Below are 25729 nucleotides of genomic sequence, written 5' to 3'. Positions count from 1 at the left end.
CATAAAAGTTCAATGAAAACAATAAGAGTACTGTTAATTTGAACAAGCTGCGCATACTCAAAGTTAATGCTAATATCAGGCATAAAAAAAGCATCCCGCTTAGGAAGGATGCTTTTAAAAAAAGTTTGATGTTGTAAAATTTATTTCACTTCAAAAGTGATTTTAACATTTACTCGAAAATCACTTATTTCGCCGTCTTTTACACTAGCGCTTTGGTCTTGAACGTAAACCGAACGAATATTTTTTACTGATTTAGAAGCCTGTGCAACTGCCTTTTTTGTTGCGTCTTCCCAGCTTTTGTCAGAATTGGCCAATACTTCTATAACTTTTAAAATTGCCATAATTTTTTGTTTTTTAGATTTGGTTCAAGATAGCAAATTAATAAGGTAAAATGCTAGATAAATCTTACAAATTATCCGTTTAGAGCTACGACCTCGTTGATTCTATCTCCCATCATATTTTTGAGCATCGTTTCGATTCCATTTTTGAGAGTAAAAGTGGAAGAAGGGCAACCGCTGCAGGCACCTTGTAAAATAACATTCACAGTTTTACTCTCTTTCTCATAAGATTGAAACAGAATATTACCACCGTCACTAGCTACAGCAGGTTTAACGTATTCTTCTAGAATGTCGATAATCTCTAGTGAGGTGTCGTCTAAATCAGCAGCTGGCTGATTTTGATTTTGAGACTCTTTTACTTCTGGTTTGTTTTGAGGTTGAATGTTAAGGGAAACAACATCTTTTCCATCAGCGATAAAATTGCGGATAAGTTCGCGCAATTCCATGGTTATGTCATCCCATTCGGCAACATCATACTTGCTTACCGAAACATAGTTTTCATCTAGAAATACTTGTTTCACAAAAGGGAATTGAAAAAGGGCCAAAGCCAAATCAGAATCTTTAGCTTCATCAATATTTTTGAATTCAAAGGCTGCGGGTACTATTTTCCGACTGGCCACGAACTTCATAGTCGACGGATTTGGAGTTACCTCCGCATATACGGTTACCGCGACTGGTTTTGTCTTTTCTTCTTCTATTATAATAGGTTCGCCTGCGTTTAGGTATTCTACCAGCTGCTGTGCAACTTCGTCTTCTACATCTTGCCATTCCACAATGTCAAACCGCTCAAGACCTATAAAGTTTCCTGAAATATAAACTGTTTTTATAAAAGGTAGATAGAATAATTGTTGGGCCAATGGAGAGTTTTTCGCCTCATCTATATTTTTAAACTCGTAATTGGCACCTGTAGTTATGAAGTGATTGGTTTCGAATTTTAATATGGTAGGATTGTTGGTTTCTACGACAGTAATTGAATACTCCTTCATTGCGTTTAATTTTTGGCAAAAATACGAAGTAAATCTAAATGTATCCTGTTTATAAAGTTCAATAGCTTTTCATTTTATGTTAAATCGTAATGCCGGGGATCCTATGATTCTCGATCATTTTTCTATCTAATTGAACTTGAAATTGGAAAAATAAGGTTGAGTTTTTGAAAAGGATACTCATTTTTTGCTAAAATCCATACCGGATTACCAGTATATCCACGTATAATATAGTTGCATTTCATCCGTTATACTTTATATTTAGACGGTAGAACAATAGCCTCATCCCATAAATGAAGAATCTTTTAGTAGCCCTATTCACTTTCCTAGCCTTTGGAAGTTATTCTTATGCTCAAGAAGGTATTCCAGTATATTTTGATTATCTATCTGATAATTACTATCTCGTGTATCCTTCAATGGCAGGTATTGGTGAAGGGGGCAAAATACGTGGAACTATCAGAAAACAATGGTTCAATGTAGATGAAGCTCCAAGTCTTCAAACCTTGAATGCACACTTTCGATTAGGGGATAGTAATAGTGGTATTGGTGCAATTGTATTCAATGATGCCAATGGATATCATTCTCAAACGGGCGTAAAACTGACTTATGCACATCATTTAAAACTAGGTGGGGATGCGCGCTATTTGAACCAACTTTCATTTGGACTTAGTGCAGGTTTGCTACAGAGTAATTTGGATGAATCGGAGTTTCGCTCGGTTATTCAAGACCCGGTTATTACAGGTTCAAATAATAGTGTGAGCTATGGAAATGTCGATTTCGGTATGTCTTACAGCAAAATGGAATTTTACGCGCATTTTGCTGCACTGAATATTCTAGGTACGGGCCGTGATTTGTACACTGCGATTGAGTTTGATAATCTTCGGAGATATTTGGTCTCATTAGGATATATTTTTGGAAGAAACGAGGTTCAAATTGAACCTTCAGTGCTTTTTCAAATGACTGAATTTACGCAGGAAAAAACTTTGGATATTAATGCCAAGATTTACAAAGATGTTAATTTTGGAAGAATATGGGGCGGTTTATCGTATCGTAGAAGTTTCGATGGTGCTCAATTTCAAACCGATGGAACTTTTGGAGAACAAAGACTACAGCTTATTACCCCAATTGTCGGTGCCAATGTTGGGAGATTTTTAGTTTCATATAACTACTCTTATCAGATAGGGGACATCCGTTTTGATAACGGCGGGTTCCACCAACTTACTGTTGGGTATGATTTCGGACAGACGGAAAGAAAGTACGATTGTTATTGTCCGGCCGCTCAATAAAATGGGCCTACCCAAAATTCGGATAGACCCACTAACTAAACACCAACCAACTGCGTTCAACAATTTCATCTATATGATTTAGGTGTTTATTCCCAGGTATAATTTTTCTTTTTTGCCTGCCTTTTGATAGCCTCTAACATTGCATTTTCCAATTCACCTTTTGTACTTTCTTTTTGATTTTCAGAAATGTAAGCTTCACGCTTGCTATTCAGTTCTTGAATTTCCTTCTGAATTTTGACTCGTTCTGATTTCTTTTCTTCAATATAAGAGGTGATTTCAGCGTCGGACTTATCCTTTAATTCCTCTGGTAAATCTTCATCTGCTATATCTGAGATTTCAATTTTATCGTCTTCGATTGCATCAACTAAATCCCAAGAAGCGTTATTGTACATTCTTGAAGATTTGCTTACGGCACGTTTTACGGCAACAGCTTCTTCCATTTCCAGGGCATTGTAATCTTGCCTGGATTGCTTGTTCATGTTTACTGTTCCTAAGGCTCCATAAGAAACATATGTCTTGTTTAGTTTGGAATTTAATTTGATGATTACTTCGTCATAAGGTGTATCAATATGAACTACTTGACGGTTATGGTCAATGGCGATATATTCACCGCCTGTGAGTTTGGCACCATTTTTCCAATCGGTGTTGACTCCTTGGTCATAATTCCCGCAAAAAATGGTATTTACTACTACATCCTTTTCCTTTGCGTTGGTAACGGCATCCTTGTAGTTCAATTTTCCTTGTGTAAAAGGTTCATTACCTGCGATGAATATCATTTTAAGATTATCAGCATTTTTACCCCAATCCAATTGTTTTAATGAGGTTTGAATAACTTCTCCGCAATACTCCTCTCCACCATTGGTGGTCAGAGAAAATAGTTTTTCAGAAATTTCATCTAAATCTCCACTGAAATCAAGTACTTGCTGTATGTAACCTTCTCTCGAAGATAAATCGTCATTGCCGTACTGATATAAGGCAATTTGTAATTTCGGACGTGCTTCATTGCCGCATTTCGCGTGGGTAAACTTGTTTACGATATCCCAAAGTTGCGCCTTGGCTTGATTGATAAGTCCGTCCATACTATTGCTAGTATCAAGCAGAAGGGCAATTTTTACCGTATTGTTTGCTTCTTTTTCATTATTGGCTATAGCATGGGCGATAAGTGATTCTGTTTTTTTTGTTTTCAGTTCACAACCATAGGCCGATGAAAGCGTTAGGGCCATAAGCCCAATTCCTAATATTTGTCTTGCATTTTTCATAAATAGAATCTTTTATTTTTCATTTCCTTGAAGAGGGAAATCTGTTCATTATTAAATATTTGTTCGTATTTTTTCTATGGATAGTAGCAGGAGGTAGGTAAATAGCGCTGCAAAAGACAATCCCACCAGTAGAAGGATATAGTATTTAATCGTCCATTCTAGAGCTACCTTAATTCGCTGTAGGGTGCTTATTTCAATAAGTTGCACCTCTGATAAAGCTACCTTTACGGTACAGAATTCGTTTTCATCATCGAAGTTTCCCAAACTCACGCCAAGTTCTTGCAGCTGTTGTTCAATCTCTAAGATCCGGTTCTCTAACTGCATATATTCGTCAATTCGTCCACCTTTGTTCTTCAGTTCAATTAAAGAGCTACGTATTTTTTCAAGGGATGCCTTCTTAGCATTTAGTTCCTTATACTCATTTGTTTTATCTGTTTTAGTAATTTGTTTTGATTGAATTTTTCCAATCTTTATAATGCTATGATAGATAGAGTCAAAATTCTCAGGCGGAATACCGATTATCAAGTTCAATCTGCGATGACCTTCATTACCACTTTTGTTTTCAAATTGAATCAAACCTTTATAATCTTTTACTTGAGCACGAATCTGTTTTTCCTCTTTGTCAAACTTGGTTGATAGGGTATTGACGTCAGCAATCTTTTCATATTTCTGATCTACGCTTACAGGGGACATTCCTGAATTAAGTTGATACTTTTTGGATGCATAGTTTTTGCGCACTTCCGAAGAAATATCAATTACTTCATGGAATCGGTTAGATATCGTCGGTTCCGTAACCGTTTGATATCCATATATCAGTCTGAAGATAAAAAGTGCAACAAAGAGTAATACCAGAATTGAAGCTACTTTCTTGAATCGTTTTTTAATGAAGGATTTCATCTTGATATTGTTAGTGATTATGAGGTAAAACTATATTCAAAGTTTTTCTAATAAAATGTGGAATGAGTGAAACGGACTTCCGAATGCGTAAACAAGCAGTTTGATTGCGTAAACCTAATAAACATGCCCATTTTATTGAGGGTTATCGCCAATACTCATTTTTTAATAAGACATAAATCAGCTAAGTTTACGTTGTATTGCTAAGAGATATGAGAAAGTACATTTATATATGGATTCTTTTTTTCTCGGGATGTTCTTTCCTTTTTGCACAGGAGCAGCCCGAATTTAATGGTGCCACGGAAATCCGTAGAATTGTTGAAATAAAAGGCTCGGTACAAGGAAAGGAGAATTTTGAGCCCATATCTGGTGTCGAGGTATCAACAGATAAAGGAATTTACACAATAACGGATAGTCAAGGAGAATATAAGATTCGGGCTGCCATTGGCGACGAACTGATTTTTCAAAGCCCAGAATTTGAAACCAAGCGATACCTTATCAAAAGTGATGAAGATGTTGATGTACGGGTAGAAGGTTATTCGGAGGATAGTTCTGTAAGGTCAAAAAGTAAGATGCTCAGGGATAATAAAATTTCGATCCACCAGTCTTATTTGGACTCTGCCGACACTTATAAGAAAAAGGACATAGAGAAAAGTATTGACTTTATAACTCAGTCTATCGCGCAACTTGGAAAACGGGGAAATAAAAAGGAGTTGGCCCTATCGCTAACGGCTCTCGGTGAGGTATACCAGTATCACAATCAACATGATTTGGCAATTACCAACTATAAAGATGCTTTAGAAGCAAATAAAACAAGTAAAACCACTATACTTTTAAGTAGCGCATATTTATCGAATAAAGATTTTAAAAGTGCTGAGAAGATTTTAAGGCCGCTCCTGAAAGTTAAAAATTTGATTCCTTTTCAACGGGTGCAATTGTATGAAAACCTTGGAGATACGTATATAGGTTTGGGTGATATCAATAAGGCTGTGGATTTTTATGAGGAAGGTTTGACTGTCGCTAATAAGAATCAGATTACACCAAAGTTAACTGATTTGAATTCCAAAATAGCCGATGCATACGCAATCGATAATAAGTCCATTGAGGCAGAAGGATATTACGGAAATTCCTTGAAATTGGCAGAAAATGAAGCACCACAGCGTGCCATTCAAGAAAAGGAAAAGGTGGCGAATTTTTATAATAAGAAGAACCGCTATGATGATGAAATACAATTGCGGAAACAGATTTTAAATGAAGTTAACAACCTTCCAGAACCATCTTTTGAGTATGATTCAGGTCTAATCAAGCCTGATACAATTACTCCACAACGTATCAACTATAAAATTGCTAGCGCGTATATTGCTCAAGACAAATATGAACAGGCCATTCCCTATTTAGAGAAGAGTATTGTAGAAGCAGATTCCGATGATGATTTGATAGTTCAGAAAGATGCTACTAGAAAACTTTCTGAAGTCTATGAATATAACGGAGATTTTACAAAAGCCTTAGCAACATATCAGGCCTATGTTTCGGTAGTGGACACACTATATATTAGAAAAGAACAAGAGATTTCGCGAGCAGCACGTTTCAATCGGGAAATTTCAACGAAGCAGAGTCGCATTTCAGGTTTGGAACAAGAAAGGGAGCTTTCGCAAAGTAAGTATGACTTAGCGGTTACAGAGCAACAGCTGATAACTGAAAGTAACAAGCGGCAAAAATGGGTAATCTATTCTTTAATTTTTGGATTGATTTTGATGGCTTTGGCAACCTTCTTTTTTTATAGAAGCAATCAACAACAAAAGTTAGCTAATAACCTACTGGCTCTGAAATCCTTAAGATCTCAAATGAACCCTCATTTTATATTCAATGCGCTGAATTCGGTCAATAATTACATCGCGAAGAGTGATGAGCGAAGTGCGAATCGTTATTTGAGTGAGTTTTCAACACTAATGCGCTCGGTGTTGGAGAATTCTGAGGAAGATTTTATTCCATTACCCAAAGAACTTGAACTTCTTGAACTTTATGTCAAGCTTGAGCATTCACGTTTTCCTGATAAGTTTGATTACAAAATTACGATAGGAGACCATTTAGACGTTGGTGCTTTTCAAATTCCGCCTATGCTATTGCAACCCTATATTGAAAATTCCATTTGGCATGGACTTCGATATAAGGAAGAAAAAGGATTCTTGAATATTGAGCTCTTGCAAAAGGATAAAGAAACCATTGAGATTACAATAACCGATAATGGAATTGGTAGAAAGAAATCCGCAGCGTTGAAAACAACAAATCAAAAGAAACAGAAATCAAAAGGAATGGGTAATATTAAGAAAAGAGTTGCCATTCTGAACGATATGTACAAAGATAAAGTAGATGTGCATATTGCAGATTTAGAGACTGATGGAACTGGTACAAGAGTCGTATTTACCTTGAAAAAAGATTAACATGAAACTAAAATCAATTATAGTAGAAGATGAAGCAAATAGTCGTGAAATACTGAGGAACTATTTGACTAAATACTGCCCAAGTGTAAATCTTGTAGGGGAAGCTGAATCTATTGAAGAAGCTAAGAATTTAATTGAAAAACATTCTTTGGATTTAGTATTCTTAGATGTGGAAATGCCCTTTGGTACTGGTTTTGACTTACTTGAGCAATTACCCAATCGTACTTTTGAAACCGTTTTTGTAACCGCCTATAATCAATATGCAATTGATGCGCTGAACAATCACGCAGCTTACTATTTAATGAAACCCATTAATATTGATGAACTCATCAAAGCCGTGGACTATGTGACTGAAATCAGAACAAAAGAAGATGCATTAGAAGACCGCGTACTTACTCCAAAATTAAATAAAGTGGATGGTAAAATAACGCTTCCGCAACAAGACGGTTTTCAAGTGCTGAATGTCGCTGACATACTCTATTGTAAAGCAGATGATAATTATACTGAAATTTATTTAGAGAACAAGAAAATATTGGTGAGCAAGACTTTAAAGTATTTTGAAGAAGCGCTTTCAAAATTTGCCTTTGCCAGAATTCACAAATCATATTTGGTGAACGTCAATGAAGTTGTTAAATACAGAAAGGGTAAAGGGGGAAGCGTAGTTGTTTCCAATGGAAAGGAATTGTTAGTGTCCGCATCAAAGAAAAAAGATCTTTTGGCTTATTTTTAGAGTACCTTTTTAAATATTCAATTCACACATGATTATAAAAACAATAAACGGTAAAACTCCGCAAATAGGAGAAGATTGTTATATAGCAGAAAATGCAACAATAGTTGGGGAAGTTAGCATGGGAGACCAATGTAGCATCTGGTTTAATGCAGTATTGCGCGGAGATGTTCATTTCATCAAATTGGGCAATAAGGTAAATGTACAGGATGGCGCTGTTGTACATTGTACCTATGAAAAATCACCTACCACGGTCGGGAATAACGTTTCAATAGGTCATAATGCCATCGTTCATGGTTGCACCATTAAAGATAATGTTTTGGTAGGTATGGGAAGTATTATAATGGATGACTGTATTATCGAAAGCAACAGTATCATTGCCGCTGGGGCAGTCTTAACTAAAGGGACCCATGTACCAGCAGGAACTGTCTTCGCAGGTATGCCGGCAAAAAAAATAAAAGATATTAGTCCTGAATTAAGCACGGGAGAAGTAGATCGTATCGCTAATAATTATGTCAAGTATTCCAGTTGGTTCAAAACAGATGAGTAGGGATTATCATTCTTCAATTGTTAATACTTTAAGTACATAATCATTGAATTTGAACTTAGTACTTGTGCTTGAACTTATTTTATATCCTTATTTTTGCCAATCAAATTAGAAAGTAATGAAGGCATATATATTTCCCGGTCAGGGAGCCCAGTTTGTGGGTATGGGGCTGGATCTTTACGAAAAATACCCAATAGCACAAGAGTTATTTGAAAGGGCGAATGAGATTTTAGGTTTTTCCATTACCGATATCATGTTTGAGGGCACTCCGGAGGAGCTAAAGCAAACTAAGGTTACCCAGCCTGCGATTTTCCTGCATTCCGTTATTTTAAGCAAGGTAATGGGCGATTCTTTTCAGCCCAATATGGTAGCTGGCCATTCGCTTGGTGAATTCTCAGCCTTGGTTGCCAATGAAGTTTTGAATTTTGAGGATGGTTTAAAATTGGTATCTCAACGGGCTTTGGCGATGCAAAAAGCATGTGAATTACGACCTAGTACAATGGCCGCGGTTTTAAATTTGCCGGATGATGTTGTAGAAAGACTATGCGAGGAAACTCCCGGTGTAGTAGTTGCTGCTAACTATAATTGCCCGGGACAGTTGGTGATTTCTGGAGAGGTGTCAGCAATTGAGGCTGCCTGCGAAAAAATGAAAGAAGCGGGGGCAAGAAGAGCTTTAGTGCTTCCTGTCGGTGGTGCTTTTCATTCCCCCTTAATGGAACCCGCAAGAGAAGAACTTGCCAATGCTATCGAAAATACAAGCTTCTCGACGGCTAAATGTCCCATTTATCAGAATGTTTCGACAACGGCGGTATCTAATTCAGAGGATATTAAAAATAATTTGATTTCTCAACTGACGGCACCGGTTAAATGGACGCAAAGTGTACAAAATATGATAAAAGACGGAGCTACTTTGTTTACAGAGGTGGGCCCAGGTAAGGTATTACAGGGCTTGGTTCGGAAAATTAATTCAGAGGCTCAAACGGCTTCGGTCACCTTAATACAAAATCAGTGACCGATTTTATCTGTTGTTTATCTTGAATAACCCATATTTAGCTAGTTATTTAAGGTATTGGTAGATTTTTTTAGTATTATTGACACCCATTTTTTACCTACTTGGAATGCCTATTCATGCTGTCCCTTTGGATTATTTGTAATTCAATGAACAGATTATGATTTTGAAACGAGAACATAGCTCCTTTATGAATTTGTCAAAAGTTTTTAAAGGATTTTTATTTTTTGGCATATTGCTGTTGACTAATGCATTGTCCGCACAACTGGTATCAATAACCTCTGCTGATTCTGATGCCGGTGAAGTTACGGCTCCTGGAGCTCAGAATTTGGCCAGTTTTACAATTTCCAGGCCTGGAGGGACACTTTCAGCCCCTATGGTAGGTTATACCGTTACTGGTACTGCGACTAGTGGTGTTGATCATGATTTGGTTTCTGGTACGGTGACTTTGCCAATTACTGGGGCTGGGACGGATTCCGAAGTTACCGTTAATATTACCTCAATAACTGATGACGAGTTGGTAGAAGGTGTGGAGACAATAATTGTGACATTAACATCTGTTACTAGTACGGGTATTATCAATGCTGCTGCCGATGAGGTAACTATTAATATCGCTGATAACGATGTAGGAGTGGTCACTTTAAATTTGGATACTTCGGTAATTAATGGATATCGACCCAATGCATTTGAAGGTGGTCAAAATGGTCAGTTTCGATTAAGCGTCGATAAGGCCAATGGCACAGGTGCAACGGTATTGGTAGACTTTGTAATAACTGGGACTTCAACCCCCGGTCCGGGCGTTGGTGCATCATTTGATCATGATCTCACCGGAGCTGTCAATGCCGCGAACAACAGGGCAACTTTTCCCGAAGGTACCTTGGGAAGAAACATAAATGTGGTGCCCTGGGATGATAATATTGCAGAATCTGACAAAACTGTTATAATAACGCTAACAGGAACTAGTAATCCGCTTTACTCTATTGGAGTGCCAAATACAGGTACTGTGACAATCATTGATGATGATTGTGCAGCCGGAACAACGGCACCAGTTTTAAATGGTAACCCAACAACACTTTGTGATGTTGCAAATGTTGACTTGAATTCTTTTGTTAATGGATTAGCTCCTGGGGGAGCCTCTTTATCGTGGAGCACGGTAGCAAACCCGACTGAGGCACAATTACTTTCAGGTACTGCGGTTACTGCAGCACCGGCGGGTACGTATTACGCCTTGTTCACGGCGGGTACGGGTGCAGCTTTTTGTAGTAGCCCCTCCACAGAGTTGGTTATTGTTTTAAATACGTCTCCTTCGGCAGGTACTGCAGTTACGGGATTGACAAGATGTAATGAAAGTGGTTTCGGACAACTTACTGCTATTAATTTGAATACTGCAATTACAGGGGAGGATACTGGGGGCACATGGACCTATATTTCTGGTGGGACAGGAGATCCGGGAATCAATGCAAGTGACGTGGTCAATTTTAACGGTGATGCAGCCGGCACTTATGTTTTTAGATATACTGTGACAGGGGTTGCGCCTTGCACAAATGATAATGAGGATGTTACCATTACGGTTGCTGGTTGTGACCCTTGTCTAGCGGGAAATACCGCACCACCTTTAAATACAGCTACAGCAACTGACCGTTGTGATGTGGCCAGTGTTAATCTAAATACTTTTATCACGGGTGGGGCAGCAAGTGCGCCAGCTGGAACCACTTTACGATGGAGCTCGATTGCTAACCCTACAACGGCGGGGAATCTTCTTCCGACCAATACTGCAACAGCCTCCGGAACTTATTATGGGGTATATTGGGACGCTGCTACTCCTTGTGCTAGTCCATCGAACCAAGTTGATTTGGTTTTAAGTCAGTCTCCGACTGCAGGAGCTGACGCCAATGGTTCTGCTTGTAATAATCCTGATGATACCTTCGGGCCAACGCTAATAGACCTCGATGACTTGCTTTCCGCAGGTGTTGATGCAGGTACTTGGGCTTTTACCTCTGGGCCAGAGACCTTGATACCGAATGCGAATAATCGGGTGCAATTTAGAAATCGAGATGCAGGTACTTATGTGTATACCTATACAACTAACAATGCCGTTGCGCCCTGTACGAACGATGCTGCTGTGTTTACCATTTCGGTCGATGATTGTGACCCCTGTGTTGCAGGGAATATAGCCCCAGTATTAGACCCGGACACACCAACTATAGCCTGTGATGAGTTTACAGCAAGTTTCAACGATTACACAAATAGTACGGCCCCAACTGGCACTGTACTCACATGGAGTACGGATTCAGATGCGGAGAATACAAATGCACATTTAACTCCTGCACAAGCCAATAATCCTCCAACTTTAGAGGGTACTTACTATGGTTTTTTCTATGATGCTGTAAATATGTGCGCTAGTCCGACACTTCAGGTTAATTTGGTTCTGAATACTACTCCTGTTTTAAATGAGGTAACTGGAAATGGACGTTGCGGCACTGGTATGGTTGTTCTCGGTGCTATGGCTTCTGATAATGCAACAATCAATTGGTATGCCTCTGAAACGGGGGGAGGAATAATCGGCACGGGTTCAAGTTTTACAACCCCTGTCATTTCAACAACAACTTCGTATTATGCCGAAGCTACATTGAATGGTTGTGCTAGCGAAAGGCAACAGGTAATTGCAATGGTGCAACAACAACCTTCTTCAGGAACGCCTCAGAATGGCGGAAATGCTTCTGCCTGCAGCGTTGAAGAAAACGGGCCTACAATTTTAGATTTAGATGATTTGATTTCCGGAGAAGATACAGGGAATTGGGCTTATACAAGTGGACCTTTTGCAGATTTTAATATTCCATCCAACAATATCCTTAATTTTGAAGGGAGACCAGATGGAGAATATGTGTTTACGTATACAACTACTGGGGCTCAGGCGCCTTGTGTGAACGAATCGACGGTTATGACCATAACTGTAAATGATTGTGACATCGATACGGATATGGACGGATTGTTCGATGGTCCCGAAGCTATCTTGGGTACAGACCCTAACAACGCTGATACCGATGGTGATGGTATTAACGATGGTGAAGAAGTTGGCGGTGATATTGAAAATCCTTTGGATAGTGATTTAGATGCTGATGGAATGCCAAGCCCTGATGGAATTATCGATGCACTGGATTCAAATATCTTGGATTCAGACGGAGATGGGGTGGTTGATCAGTTGGATCCTAGTAATCCGGACCCTTGCATACCTACAAGATTAAACGGGGTATGCGATTTTGATGGTGATAGTATAACCGATAGTGATGAGGTTTCAAATGGTAGTGACCCAGATGACCCTTGTGATCCTGACCTCGAGAATAGTGCATGTAACGCTGAAGTCGACCTAGAAGTATTGAAAGCTGTTGATAACTTAAATGGACTGATAGGGGAAACGGTTGTTTTTACGATTACCGTTAATAACCTCTCTAGTAATAGGGCGAGCCGTATTGTAATAGGAGACTTACTGGAAAGTGGTTTTGAATACGTATCGCATAGTCCAGCCACCGAAGGGTATGATCCGAATAGCGGAGAGTGGTCTATACCACTTATTGATGGAATGGATAGTGCTTCTTTGGAAATAACCGTAAATATTCTTGAAGGCGGCACCTACACCAACATCGCGGAATTGCTGGAAGTTTTTCAGATGGATACCAATCCGGCCAATGACCGCAGTGAACCTATAACCTTACCAATTGAGCTCCCTGAAGGAATTGATTTGGTATTGGAGAAAACAGCGTTGAGTGCGAATCCATTGATTAACGAAGAGGTGATTTTCACTCTTAAAGTTACCAATGCTTCAATTGATGCCAATCCCGTTAACAATATTGAGGTAAGAGATATTATTGATACTGAGAACTTTGAATACATTGATCACAATACTGTTTCAGGTGAGTTTAATGTAGTTACAGGTATTTGGAGTGTTCCTTCCATGGCAAAAGGGCAAGAAGTAACACTTGAGATTAGGGTAAGGGTACCTAATGAGGGTAAATTCACAAATACGGCTTCTATAGTAAGGTCAACTCCTGTTGACGGCAATCCCGCCAATAATGAGGCTACTGTTGAGGTAACTGTAAGTCTGCCGACCCCTGCGGACGTTGGCTTTTTATTTAATCAATTTTCGCCTAATGGAGATGGTACTAATGACGTGCTGAAAATAAATAGATTGAACAGTGAAACTAATCAAGAAGTAGAGGTCAGATACAACATTCAGATTTTTAATCGATATGGAAACTTAGTTTATGAAGCAAACAACAAATCTGACGGTGAAGTTTGGGATGGTTCTTGGAAGGGCAAAGACGCTCCTAATGGAACCTATTTCTATACGATGAATTTAGATATAGGTGATGGTCCAAAACTCAAAAAAGGCTGGATTCAGCTCATAAGATAAGATACGAATGATTTACAGTAAAAGTAGATTTCTATATAAGTACGTTATGTCTATTGGCCTTTTTTGGTGCTTTGTTAGCGTATCTCATGCTCAAAAGGAACCCCAGTATACACAATACATGTACAATATTGGTAGTTTCAACCCTGCATATGTGGGTACTACTGAAGTACCTGAGATTATTGGATCCTATCGTGCGCAGTGGATTAGTTTACCCGGGGCCCCAAGCACAATACGATTAGGTACGAACATTCCATTTTCGAACGAAAAAATGGGTATTGGATTTAACATCGTTAACGACCAAATAGGCCCAACAGGCCAAACTTATATTGATGTGGCCTATTCGTACCAATTCAATCTCTCGGAAAATACCAAACTCTCTTTCGGTATGGATGTTGGAGGCTCATTATTAAATGTAGATTTTACCAAAGGTTCTTTCGAGAACCCAGGTGAACCCATTTTAGATCGTGAAATGATTAATAAGTTCTATCCTACCATCGGGGCAGGGCTTTTTATGTACGGACGAGATACTTGGTATTTGGGAGCCTCAATACCTAATTTCTTAACCGATGGTATTTATAATGAAGATGTAGCTACAATTGTGGAGGATAAAATGCAGTTAAATTTTATCGGGGGCTATGTATTTGATATTAGTGAGGGCTTAAAATTTAAACCCGCATTTTTACTTAATTATATTGGCGGAGCTCCACTTAATATAAATGTTTCGACTAACTTTTTAATAAATGACAAGTTTACTGCAGGGGCATCTTATCGCGTTGGAAATTCCATTAGCGGGTTAGCTGGATTTCAAGTAGGTGGTGGAACATTTATTGGATATTCATATGATTACAATACCAATGGCTTGGGAGAATTTAATAGCGGTTCTCATGAGGTGGTTTTGAAGTTCTATTTAGGCAAAGGTGATAGTAGCAGCAGTGGTTCTAATAATAAGAAGCTAAAAGGAAAACCGAAACAAATCGATACACCTAGATTTTTCTAAAGAAAGGGTAAAATGGAGATAAAGAATTTCATACTTTTTTTCTTGCTAATGGTCGTGGTATCTCATGCTCAAGAGGAAATGTCGAAAGCGGACAAGTATTTTTACATGTATGCTTATGAGGAAGCTATAGCAGAGTATAACAAGGATATGCGGGATGGGAAACTTATTACAAATCACCAGTTCCTTAATTTGGCCGATAGTTATTTTAGAACAGGAGACTATACAAATGCTTCAAGAATATACTTAGACATCAATAAGAGAGATACAATAATAGATAATCATCGTTTCAATAAGATGTTACAAAGTTTGTCAAAAACCTCTGAAAAGGAGCGTATAAAGGCTTTTTTGAATACAAAAGGTGACTTGCTGGCAAATGAATTAATGGAAAATGCCGAATTCAATTTTGAACTTTTAGAAACAACAAAAGACCCTCAAAAGTTCGAAATTTTCAATATAAATGGAAATAGTCCTCAGGGGGATTTTTCGCCGAGTTTTTATAAGGATAAATTACTATTTAGTAGTGGACGCCCTGTAAAATCAAAAAGGATTTATGGTCCCTCAGGTGAATCTTATTATGATATTTATGTCGCTCGAATAGGTCAGAATGGAGACGTTTTAAACCCGAACGTTTTCGACCGAATGCCCAATACAAAGTTTCACAAATCGACCCCATTTTATGCGAAGGAATTGGATAAAATCTTTTACATTCTATCAAATGCAGAAGGTGATAAGTTATCCTTTGATGACAATGGAAAAAATTCAATGGCGATAGGTATGGTTTATGAAAATGGCTTTTTTTCATTCTTACTTCGTGATTTGAGCACTTCCTTTTACTATCCATTCTATGATGATTCAAGTGGCCGACTGTATTTTGCCGCAAATTTTGAAGATGGTTACGGAGGTACCGACATTTACTATGTTTCAACGAACAACGGGCAAATAATGTCTGAACCAGTTAATTTAGGGCCTAGAGTGAATTCTCCAGGGAATGAGATTGCCCCCTTTATACACGACAATAGTTTGTATTTCTCTTCGGATATTTTTTACGGTCTCGGAGGAATGGACATCTACAAAGCCAATACAAGATTAGATGGAACTTTTAGTATCCCTATAAATCTGGGAGCTGGAATCAATTCTGAAAAAGATGAGTTTGGTTTTATTATACGAGGAGATGAAAATTTAGGTTTTTCAGGATATTTTTCTTCGAACCGACCTGGAGGTAAAGGCAATGATGATATATACGGTTTTAAAATTAGAGAGTATTTAGGGCCAAAAACTTTCTCCCTCAAAGGTGAAGTAGTCGAGCCTAAATACCAGCAAGGTATTATAAATGTGGCGGTGCGTCTAATGGATACCGAGGGTAATCTATTGAAAGAATTCATTACCAAGGGCAATGGTAAATATCAAATTGAAATTCCCTGGAGAGATAATTTAATTATTGAAATAAAGAAAGATGGGCATTCCTCTTTTTATAGTTCCTATAATAAAGGGCAGCTAGAAGACTTACAAAAAAGTGGTTTGAATGTTGAAATGGTTAGTATTGATGATATAGTTACTGAGCGAGAGAGTAAAAATGTTTTAGATGTAAATGATTTCTTTTTTGCAAGAGGCAAAAGTGATGTGACGGCAGATATTGCTCTTGAATTGGACAATGTTATTAAAATGTTACGTCAATTTCCACAGTTAAAATTACAAATAGAGACCCATACGGATAGTAGAGGCGGAAGTAGAACCAATAAAGCACTTTCTCAAAAGAGAGCGGATGCGGTTCGTAATTACCTTTTACAAAATGGTGCTTCTTCAAGTAATATTTTATCGTCTACTGGTTATGGAGAAGAAAAAATAATGAATAGCTGCACAAATGGGGTGTACTGCCTAGATTTTCTACACAAACAAAATCTTAGAACACTTTTTGTTATTCAAAATCTTGATGAATTAAAGTAAGGTTTGCAAGAAGGGTTTTTGCTTTTTTCGCTTGTAAAAAGGGGAGTTTATTTAATAAAATTCGGTAGTTCTACAACGTAAGCGTCTACTGATTTTCCATCTTGTGAGCCACTCCAGTCAGAACCAAAAAGCACTCTAGTGCCTGTCGGACTTATTACTGCATGCGGCTCACCCCAATAGTCGAATTCGTTCTCGTCTGCTCTGTGATGACCTATACGGTATACTTCCACATTTCCTTTTTCTACTCGGGCAATAATTAGTTCTTGATCTAAAAGACTTTGACCATCTTCGTCATTGCCAACCATAGAAGCGGCAATCCACCCCGGGCTTTTATGAGCTACAGCCGAGATATGGGTACCGCTTTTAGGATAATCATAACCTTGTTCTTCACTGATAACTGGAAAGCATTCACCGGTGGTTAAGTCATGGGCAATAATATTTCCAATACAACCTCCTTCTGGCCCTTCAGCAAAAGCAACGGCAAAATGAGCATCATTACCCCCTATCAACTTACCAAGACATGAATGTTCAACACTACTTTCATTTAGTAAAGCTGCTTGATTACCATCCATATCGTAGACTGCCTTTCCATGATAATATTGATTTCCACTTGCTCCCGGCATAGGAGCTGTATACTGAACATCATCAATGTTAAAAGTAATTAGTTCTCCGGTTGAAATTCTGTAAGCATATGCGCCTGTATTATCACATCGAAAGCCGATAACATCTGAATTCCATGACATCATCTGCACATCGTTTCCAGAGCCAATATTATCAGCACAATTGGTTAGGGACTTTAAATTCGTTAGAGCTTCCTTGTTTTGAGTAGTCGTATTGTATTTAACTAATTCAGCGGTTGTTCTGTCGATATAAAAAAATATTTCGGGGTCATTGAAATCCCAAAAAATCTGTTCTAAGTCATCAGGATTTACATCGTCTAAATATCGAATAAAACTATAGTCCATTCCATTGAGCAGTTGATGTCCTACTCCTTGCTCATACAAAATCATTAAACTTTCGTCGGAATTCCACGCTTGAATAGTGCTATACATGGGTTTGATAATATTGCCATCGCCTGCATCACTAATGCGACGAATGGTCGTTCCGAATGAAGGGTCGGTAATAGTTTCTAAATACGCCGGTTTGTCAATACCCTGCATTGGATGAGCGGACAAATCATTAGCTACGAGTTCTAAAGTGTTTTCACTTGAATCGGTATTTTCATCGGGTTCTGTATTAGTATCCTCAGGTGTGTTATCGGTATCGACCTGTTCTTCATCTAATAGAACTAGAACGGTATTGTCACTATTGCAATTAACGAAAATGAATATACAGAGTAACAAGGCCACATGGGAGCTTTGGATTTTCATAATTCAGGGATTAGGGGTGAATTTTAAATATGTACGTAAAAAAATCACTTTAAGGACTTCAACCTAGAATTGAGTTTATACTTTATTTAATTGATAACCAGTATTTTGTCTAACAAATTGCAGGGGTGGGTATAAAATAGAAGCATGAAAATTACTGCTAAAAAATTACTATGTAGAAATAGTAAATTGAAAAGAAAGCCAAAAAAACAATACCCGCATAGGTTAAGTATTGTAGCCATTTTTGAGGCTTGTTTTCCTCTGCTAAATCGTCGCTCATAACATTTTTGAGGTTCATGTAACCTATAATAGGAGCAACTACAAATGAAACAAAAGTGGCCAGAGCAACTAACTTACCCATGTTGGCGGAGAACAGGGCGATAACTATAAAATTGATAGCAGCTAGCAAAAGAACGCCAATTGCAAAGAAACTTTTTTTACCCTGAAGCTTCGTCTTTGGGGATAATAAATCGATAATATCCAAACTCACGCGGGTTACAGCATCGTGGGCCGTCATACAGGTGCTAAACATAGTTGCAAAAGCGGAAACGGCAATAAATATATAAGCCCACGAACCAATATGCGTTGTAAATAATGAAACAACCTGATCCGCAAAAACGACACCGTTACCGCTTAATTCAATACCAGTTCCATATAGCGTCATTGAACCTATAATCAAAAAGAATATCGCTAAAATTGCTGTCATTAAATACCCAATATTGAATTCTTGTAGTGACTGTTTCAAGGTAGGTTTTACATTCTGGTTTTTCCATTTTTCAATGCTCCAAAGACTAACCCAACTTGAGGCTTCTACCGTGGTGGGCATCCATCCCATTAGACTTATTAAAAATAAAATTCCCGCATCGTTAAATATAGGAGGTGGTGAGAAGTCAACGACAGAATCGACTTGACCCTTATAAATTACGAGAATAGTAGTAACCAAAAGTGCGATGAATAAAATGGCCACTACAAACTTTAAGGAGGTTTCAAGAAACCGATAACGACCAATTATTAGCAAAGCACTAATGAACACAAAGAGGCCAAGAGCTACCATGGCAATGGAAATATCTGAAATTTTGAATAGGTTTATGAAAAGACCTGCCGTGACCGTATAAAGAGCAGCTAATATCGTAAAAGTTGTAATCAAAGTGATGAAAGCGTAAAACCATAACCAGCCTTTTCCGCGATTAAGATAACCTTCAATAAGGGTTTTGTTTGTAACGTTAGTGTAACGCACACCAAACTCAAAAAAAGGATACTTAAAAATGTTAGCTAGAATAATTGGAATTACCATCAACCAACCATATTGAGCCCCAGCTTTGGTGGAAAGAACCAAGTGAGAGGTGCCAATAGCCATGCTGGCAAACAAAAGCCCAGGGCCAAGATTTTTAAGAAGTGTTTGAAGTTTTGACATTGGCGATGGTTCTTATTACGCTTCCTAAAATAAGTTTTTTTCCTTAAAGGTGTTCTTGTTACCTTATTTCGATGCGCTCACCATAAAATTTGGGTTGAGTATTGAATATTAAGTCAATGAACACTTTTACACGTGCAAGATATTCCCTGAGATGTACTTTCAGTCCAGAATTGCCAGTTACATCCGTAGCGTTAAAACCAATAGCGGTGAGCCCCTTTCGCTCGGCGATATAAATAGCTCTCTGGTTGTGAAATTTTTGTGAAATTACGGTCGCTTTTTCCAAACCGAATACTTCTTTGGCGCGAACCATTGAATCTAAAGTTCGAAAACCGGCATAATCTAGAAATATCTTTTCTTGAGGAATTCCCTCCGCGATCAAATCTTTCTTGATGGTAGTAGGTTCATTGTAGTATTGTGTACCATTATCACCACTCACCAAAACAAATTCTATTTTACCCGCTTCGAAAAGAGCTACAGTTGCCATTATACGATATGAATAGTAAAGGTTCGGACGACCATCGGATAACTTTTTAGCAGTGCCAAGAACCAAACCTACTTTATTTTTTGGAACCTCTTCGATTCGCGAAAACGTTTTTCCCTCAGCTGAAGAATTAATAGCAAAGTTGCAAAGCAAAACCAGGAGAATTGGTATTACTGTAAGCCAAAGTAGAATCCGGAAGTATTTTTTTTTCATCCTAAATTAAAAATCCAATATTAAAGATAGGTAAATGCCATCAGTTTTTTGGCTAGGCCTTGTGCTAAGGTTATTTTGAGAAATAATATCCTTACTTATCGAGCAAATCAGAATTCCTCAGATAAATGTTCGAAAATTTATTGAAACGGTTATCAGGGAGGGTGAATTTTGAAAACATAAAAATTAATCTTTTGATAAACCCATGGTCCAATATGTTTCTTATATTAAATGTTACTTGAAAAGGCAATAATATAGGCAGGTTTGATGGTTTTGCATTTTGAACCTTGAATGTTGCTTAATTAGTAATTCGTTTGTAGTACGAAGGATATTTTCGTCGTTCATCTAATAATTTGCCCTGTTAGGTAGCATAAAATTAATTTCGACTTTTAACTATAAAGACCAAACCAAAAGGGGCAGAACATTAATCAGGTACAGTCTATACAAAAGTATGGAAGGTTATCTAATGGGATTTCATGTTGTTCCTTTTTATAACCTTTTTCATGAATTCTAAAAATAGATTTGTACTTGTCAATTTACTGGCCATTGAATTCATTTTATTGAATTTTGTTTTGGTTGTATTTCTTTACTTCAAGCTTCCACAATTCTCTTTTAATGATACCGGGTTTCTTTTGAATATGGTAAAACTAGGTACTATTTATAACCTAAGTTGGTTATTTATAATACTCTACATTCGTGATAATGAATTCTATTTCAATGCAGATTATCGTTATATGAAGAACGTTTTAACTTCTTTGTTCTTCTTTATAGGAATAGTTACAACTTTGGCCTTGGTTTTTAGGATTGATTATTTTGTTCGCTCAACCTTTATCATACCAATTTTTATCTTTTCATACTTAATCTTGATTAGTGCTAAGTACTTGTTGAGATTTCTAAAGGATAAAGGTTCTCACCTTTTTTCAAATACCTTATTGATTGGTTCAGGTTACAAAGGCAATAACCTAACGGGTTTTATAAATGCTATGACCCAATATGGGTATAATGTAATGGGCTATCTTGAAGATCGAAATGTAATGACCCCAAACGATCTTGATTTGAGTGTTTCTGGTGAAATCGATGATTTACCAGATGTGTTGCGAGATTATTCCATTGATGAAATTTTCGTTTCCATGTCAGATGTGAAACACGAAAAAATTGCGGAGGTCATTAAGGTTGCCGATGATTTTGGAGTTCGCATTAAATTGATTCCTGAGAACCCGCTTTTAATGTCAAAAAACTATAAGGCATTTACTATGGGCGAGTTGGCCGTTTTTAAATTGCGCCAATCACCATTGGATAATTTCAGTTTAACTATTTTAAAGCGTCTTTTCGATTTCTTGTTTGCTTTTTTTATACTTATCGCATTTGCACCGATTTTCTTGTTAATTGCGATTCTGATATATCTAGATAATAGAGGTCCTATTTTTTATACACCTTACAGAAAAGGAGAAGCAAATAGAACATTTAAATGCTATAAGTTTAGAACAATGTCTGTCTGTGAAGACCCTATGAATGGGACAAAATCAACAGAAGTCAATGACCCAAGAATAACTAGGGTGGGTAAGTTCTTAAGAAAGTTGGATTTAGATGAGCTACCTCAGTTTTTTAATGTATTGAAAGGTGATATGAGCGTTATAGGACCCAGGCCACACCGAATTCATTTACAGAATGATTTTAGAAGTACGGTTAAAAACTATATGGTTAGGAGTTACGTGAAACCCGGGATTACTGGTTGGGCGCAAGTAAATGGTTGGCGTGGCCCAACGGTGACCGAAGAACAAAAAAACGAACGCGTTCATCATGATTTATGGTATATTGAAAATTGGAGTTTTTGGTTAGATGTAAAGATCATTTTTATGACGGTTTTTGGGGGTCACCATAAAAAGGCATTTTAAACCATAAATTATCACCTTTGAATGGAGTGATATGTATGATAATAATACATAATATTAACTATAGATTAATTTTGGGTTTTAACTTTGTACATCAAGGAAGAAAAACTAGATATTGAAACGCAAACATGTTACAGTCCAATTGGAATACACATAATGAAATAAAAGGCCGAGCGCCCAGATGCTTCATGTTTTTAAAGTATAAATTAAGTCTTCAATGACTGCAAATTGCACAAATAGTATGAGTAAAAAGAGTATAACATCTAAAATGAAGAAGTCTATGTTGGATATGAGAAAATCAATAGGTTTTAACTTTTCAATTGCATTGATCTTGGCATTCATGTTATCTTCTTGCTATACATCAAAAGGGGTTGATTATTTACAAAGTAATCAACAAACTATTATTTTACCCCTTAACAAAGGAGAGCAATACAAGATTCAACCTAGTGATGTCTTAAGTATAAAAGTGCAAAGTAGAGATCCTGAACAAACGGCTTTTTTTAACTTGACCTCTATCGAGAATAGAAATTTTCAAGCAAATCCTGCTTCCTTGTTTCTTAGTGGTTACACGGTCGATCCAGAAGGAGCAATAAATCTCGCTATTGTTGGCGAACTTAAGGTGGGTGGACTCAATGTCGATGAGATTCGAGATTTGGTGCAAGTAGAAATAGACAAATACCTTGTTAATGCAGCAGTAACTGTTCAATTAACAAGTTTTAAAGTCTCTGTTTTGGGTGATGTCAAAAACCCGGGAACAAATTATATATATAATAACCAGGCCACAATTTTTGAAGGATTGGCGGCCGCTGGGGATTTAAACCTATCTGCGAAGCGAAAAAAGGTAAAGGTTATAAGACAGATTGGGAACGAATCAGTGGTAGTAAATTTAGATTTAACGAAACCTTCGATTATTAAGTCTCCATACTATTTTTTACATCCTAACGATGTTATTTATGTAGAGACTTCAAAACCTAATATAAAACAAAGTAACTTGGGAGTGTTAACTTTAATTTTATCAGCCATTACAACTACTGTTTTAGTATTGAATTTTACTACGAAGTAGGAAAAAATTTATTGGAGGTATGCATAAGCACTTGAACTTTATAATTGAAAAATGAAAGAGAATAAGGACTCTCAATTTAACGCTCAACACGAGGTTAATTTGAAATTATTTTTTCAGAAAATACTTCAAAATAAATGGTTTTTTATTTTGAGTATCGGTCTGTGCTTAGCTCTTGCTATGGTTTATATTAAATTGGCCACACCAAAATATGAAGCATCTACTTCTATTCTAATTGATGCCTCTGGAAGCCGGGCTTTGGGTGATAGTAAATATGTTGATGGGGGAGTAGGTCTTATAGACGTTGAAAAGAACTTGTATAACGAAATAGGTATTATTAAATCCTTTAGTCTAATCAGGCAAACCGTTGAAGATCTTGGGTTCGATGTCAGTTATCATACGAAAGGTCTCATTAAGGAAAAAGAATCCTACGGTTATTTTCCTATTGTGGTTACACTTGATAAGAGCAAATCGCAGCTGTACGGTGTTCCATTTGAGATTGAAATGCTTCCGAATGATACGTACAGAATAACTATTGAAGGTGATGATTTTACTGTTTCGAATCCGGTAAATGGCTCTACACGGGAGATTAAGAGAGACTTCAGATTCTCCAAGGAATATAGACTAGGTCAACCTGTCATTCATGATTATTTCAATTTTACTCTTGAAAAACCTGAGTATAAGGTGTTAAATGAAGATTTTAAGGAAGAGCAACTAAGTTTTACTATTAGTAGTCTAGATGCCGTGGCTGGAGGCTACGCTTCAAAAATAGGGGTTAGCAATATTGATATCCAAGCCAGTATATTTAAAATAACATCGTCTGGTACCCTTGTTGCCAAGGAGGTAGATTTTCTGAAGAAGCTTACTGAAAACTACGTTGAAAGCAAGCTTACCTCCAGAAACAAGATTGCATCGGCCAAAGAGGATTTCATAAGAAATCAATTGAAGGTTGTGTCAGATTCCCTGACGAAGGTTGAATTAAGTCTCGAGAACTTCAAAAAGGATAAGAGAGCACTTGACTTAAGTGCCACTGCCTCCAACGCACTAGGTCGAACTTCGAACTTGCAAATGCAAAAGGCCAAAATCAAATTGAATGTTGACTATTACAATTCCCTAATTCAAAATATTCAAGATAATCGAAACAGTGAAGAGTTTGTAATACCCACGGCCATCGGTATAGATGACCGTCTAATAAATGAAAATGTACTTGAACTCAAAAGATTGTACGCGGAACGGTCAAAAAAGAAGTTCTATGTGACCAGTACGAATCAAGAAATGAATATTCTCAACAAACAAATTGATGAATCGACAGATTTACTTTTAAGTAATTTGAGAAATTCTATTAAGTCTTCTGAGTTTACTTTAGAAAGAATCAATTCACAGTTATCAAGTTATAATGGGGTTATTAGTTCTCTGCCGAACCAAGAAAACCAACTACTAACTATTGAAAGGCAAAGTGCGCTTTACGAGAACCTCTTCAACTACCTCAGTCAGGAGTTAGCAAAAACGGGTATTGCTGGTGCCGAAAATACTTCCGATACCAGAATATTGGATGAAGCAAGAATGGTTGGAACTGGCCCGGTTTCACCTCAGAAACCCCTTCTTTTATTATTGGCACTTATAGTGGGCACATTGATTCCAATGGCATGGATTGTTTTGTTTTCGTCAAGGGATATTATTGAAAACGTGGGTCAGATCATGGCGAATAGTGATATTCCGGTCATAGCAAGTATTGTACATCACGAATCAAAAGGCAAAAAATCCAAATCTGATGTATCCTTATGGAAGTTTAAAGAATCATTTAGAGACCTAAGTACCAACTTAAGGTTTGTGAGTTCAAAAGAACCTTGTGTTTTAGGTGTGACATCAATTATGCCTGAAGAGGGAAAAACGTATAGTGCCATTAATTTGGGAATCACTTTTGCTGAAGCTGGTAAAAGAACACTCATTATTGATATGGATTTACGTAATCCAAGTCTAGTAAATAGGGTGAATAAGGTTGAAGGAAAAGGGCTTTACAACTACCTGCGGGGTAATGTTTTTGAGATAAACGATATTACTTATCCGCATGAGGAATTGAGCAATCTGAAGTTCATACCTACTTCTTTGGCAGAGGGGAATGTACATGAGCTGCTTTCAGGCTCTAGACTGAAAAACCTCGTGGAAGAACTGAAAGGGAAATTTGATTATATCATTCTAGACACGCCGGCCGCAGGTCTTGTTTCTGATTTTATGCTTCTCTCAGAAGTTATAGACATCAATTTATTTGTGGTACGAAGAAAGATAGCAAGAATCAAATTTTTAGAAGATTTAAAAGGGCTAATTCTGAAGAATAAGAAAAGCTTCATAATCTTTAATGACGTACCTAAAAAAGACCACAAATACGGTTATGAGGAGAAATATGGCAAAAACAAAGAAGACCAATTAGTCAACGAGTCACTTTCAGTTTAAGTTTATATTAATTTCTAA

18 protein-coding genes are annotated in these 25729 nt (G+C 37.4%); 11 read left to right on the top strand and 7 right to left on the bottom strand.

Features of this window, described 5'->3' with window-relative positions:
• Window positions 1-140: 140 nt before the first annotated feature.
• Both FEE95_RS02110 and FEE95_RS02105 read right to left on the bottom strand, forming a co-directional pair.
• On the bottom strand, window positions 141-341 hold the full coding sequence (locus tag FEE95_RS02110; RefSeq protein WP_138656176.1) for a dodecin family protein: 201 nt from the start codon (window positions 339-341) through the stop codon (window positions 141-143).
• Between the two features lie 71 nt (window positions 342-412).
• On the bottom strand, window positions 413-1324 hold the full coding sequence (locus tag FEE95_RS02105; RefSeq protein ID WP_138656175.1) for a NifU family protein: 912 nt from the start codon (window positions 1322-1324) through the stop codon (window positions 413-415).
• A gap of 290 nt (window positions 1325-1614) precedes the next feature.
• Between FEE95_RS02105 and FEE95_RS02100 the strand changes: the two genes are divergently transcribed.
• Entirely contained in the window at window positions 1615-2607 is a 993-nt protein-coding gene (locus tag FEE95_RS02100; RefSeq protein ID WP_138656174.1) for a PorP/SprF family type IX secretion system membrane protein, read from the top strand.
• An 86-nt stretch (window positions 2608-2693) separates the two neighbouring features.
• Here FEE95_RS02100 and FEE95_RS02095 read toward each other — a convergent pair whose 3' ends face one another.
• The gene (locus tag FEE95_RS02095; protein WP_138656173.1) at window positions 2694-3866 is read right to left on the bottom strand and encodes a vWA domain-containing protein; all 1173 of its coding nucleotides are present in this window, start codon (window positions 3864-3866) and stop codon (window positions 2694-2696) included.
• Window positions 3867-3917: 51 nt separating this feature from the next.
• Window positions 3918-4763, bottom strand: a complete 846-nt coding sequence (locus tag FEE95_RS02090; RefSeq protein ID WP_138656172.1) for a DUF4349 domain-containing protein — start codon at window positions 4761-4763, stop codon at window positions 3918-3920.
• Window positions 4764-4972: 209 nt separating this feature from the next.
• On the opposite strand from FEE95_RS02090, the gene FEE95_RS02085 reads away from it, so the two are divergent.
• The 7 genes from FEE95_RS02085 to FEE95_RS02055 all read left to right on the top strand — a co-directional run bounded on the left by FEE95_RS02085 (window position 4973) and on the right by FEE95_RS02055 (window position 16836).
• Window positions 4973-7201: a histidine kinase gene (locus FEE95_RS02085; RefSeq protein ID WP_138656171.1), complete on the top strand. Its 2229-nt coding sequence runs from the start codon at window positions 4973-4975 to the stop codon at window positions 7199-7201.
• Window position 7202: 1 nt separating this feature from the next.
• Window positions 7203-7931 carry a LytR/AlgR family response regulator transcription factor gene (locus FEE95_RS02080; protein WP_138656170.1) on the top strand — a complete coding sequence of 243 codons (729 nt, stop codon included), beginning with the start codon at window positions 7203-7205 and terminating at the stop codon, window positions 7929-7931.
• Window positions 7932-7959: 28 nt separating this feature from the next.
• Window positions 7960-8478, top strand: coding sequence for a gamma carbonic anhydrase family protein (locus tag FEE95_RS02075; RefSeq protein ID WP_138656169.1), 519 nt, complete (start codon window positions 7960-7962; stop codon window positions 8476-8478).
• 115 nt (window positions 8479-8593) lie between these two features.
• A complete protein-coding gene (gene fabD, locus FEE95_RS02070) occupies window positions 8594-9487 on the top strand; it encodes an ACP S-malonyltransferase (protein ID WP_138656168.1) in 894 nt (297 codons plus the stop codon).
• A 187-nt stretch (window positions 9488-9674) separates the two neighbouring features.
• Window positions 9675-13895 (top strand): T9SS type B sorting domain-containing protein, encoded by a 4221-nt coding sequence (locus FEE95_RS02065; protein ID WP_171036961.1) that lies wholly within the window; start codon window positions 9675-9677, stop codon window positions 13893-13895.
• Between the two features lie 46 nt (window positions 13896-13941).
• Window positions 13942-14892: a PorP/SprF family type IX secretion system membrane protein gene (locus FEE95_RS02060; RefSeq protein ID WP_138656166.1), complete on the top strand. Its 951-nt coding sequence runs from the start codon at window positions 13942-13944 to the stop codon at window positions 14890-14892.
• A 12-nt stretch (window positions 14893-14904) separates the two neighbouring features.
• Entirely contained in the window at window positions 14905-16836 is a 1932-nt protein-coding gene (locus FEE95_RS02055) for an OmpA family protein (protein WP_138656165.1), read from the top strand.
• A gap of 47 nt (window positions 16837-16883) precedes the next feature.
• Here FEE95_RS02055 and FEE95_RS02050 read toward each other — a convergent pair whose 3' ends face one another.
• The 3 genes from FEE95_RS02050 to FEE95_RS02040 all read right to left on the bottom strand — a co-directional run bounded on the left by FEE95_RS02050 (window position 16884) and on the right by FEE95_RS02040 (window position 20311).
• Window positions 16884-18206: a hypothetical protein gene (locus tag FEE95_RS02050; protein WP_138656164.1), complete on the bottom strand. Its 1323-nt coding sequence runs from the start codon at window positions 18204-18206 to the stop codon at window positions 16884-16886.
• Window positions 18207-18363: 157 nt separating this feature from the next.
• Complete coding sequence (locus FEE95_RS02045; RefSeq protein WP_138656163.1) at window positions 18364-19617, bottom strand: NRAMP family divalent metal transporter; 1254 nt, start codon at window positions 19615-19617, stop codon at window positions 18364-18366.
• A gap of 58 nt (window positions 19618-19675) precedes the next feature.
• Window positions 19676-20311 carry a SanA/YdcF family protein gene (locus FEE95_RS02040; RefSeq protein WP_138656162.1) on the bottom strand — a complete coding sequence of 212 codons (636 nt, stop codon included), beginning with the start codon at window positions 20309-20311 and terminating at the stop codon, window positions 19676-19678.
• A 500-nt stretch (window positions 20312-20811) separates the two neighbouring features.
• Here FEE95_RS02040 and FEE95_RS02035 point away from each other — a divergent pair, with 500 nt between their 5' ends.
• From FEE95_RS02035 to FEE95_RS02025, 3 genes are all read left to right on the top strand, one after another.
• Window positions 20812-22203, top strand: a complete 1392-nt coding sequence (locus FEE95_RS02035; RefSeq protein ID WP_171036960.1) for an exopolysaccharide biosynthesis polyprenyl glycosylphosphotransferase — start codon at window positions 20812-20814, stop codon at window positions 22201-22203.
• A 238-nt stretch (window positions 22204-22441) separates the two neighbouring features.
• Window positions 22442-23263: a polysaccharide biosynthesis/export family protein gene (locus tag FEE95_RS02030; protein WP_171036959.1), complete on the top strand. Its 822-nt coding sequence runs from the start codon at window positions 22442-22444 to the stop codon at window positions 23261-23263.
• A gap of 51 nt (window positions 23264-23314) precedes the next feature.
• Complete coding sequence (locus tag FEE95_RS02025) at window positions 23315-25711, top strand: GumC family protein (RefSeq protein WP_138656159.1); 2397 nt, start codon at window positions 23315-23317, stop codon at window positions 25709-25711.
• Window positions 25712-25729 lie beyond the last annotated feature (18 nt).

This window comes from Maribacter algarum (ex Zhang et al. 2020) (assembly GCF_005885635.1).
Lineage (GTDB): Bacteria > Bacteroidota > Bacteroidia > Flavobacteriales > Flavobacteriaceae > Maribacter_C > Maribacter_C algarum.
This window is presented reverse-complemented; position numbering and strand designations above follow the sequence as displayed.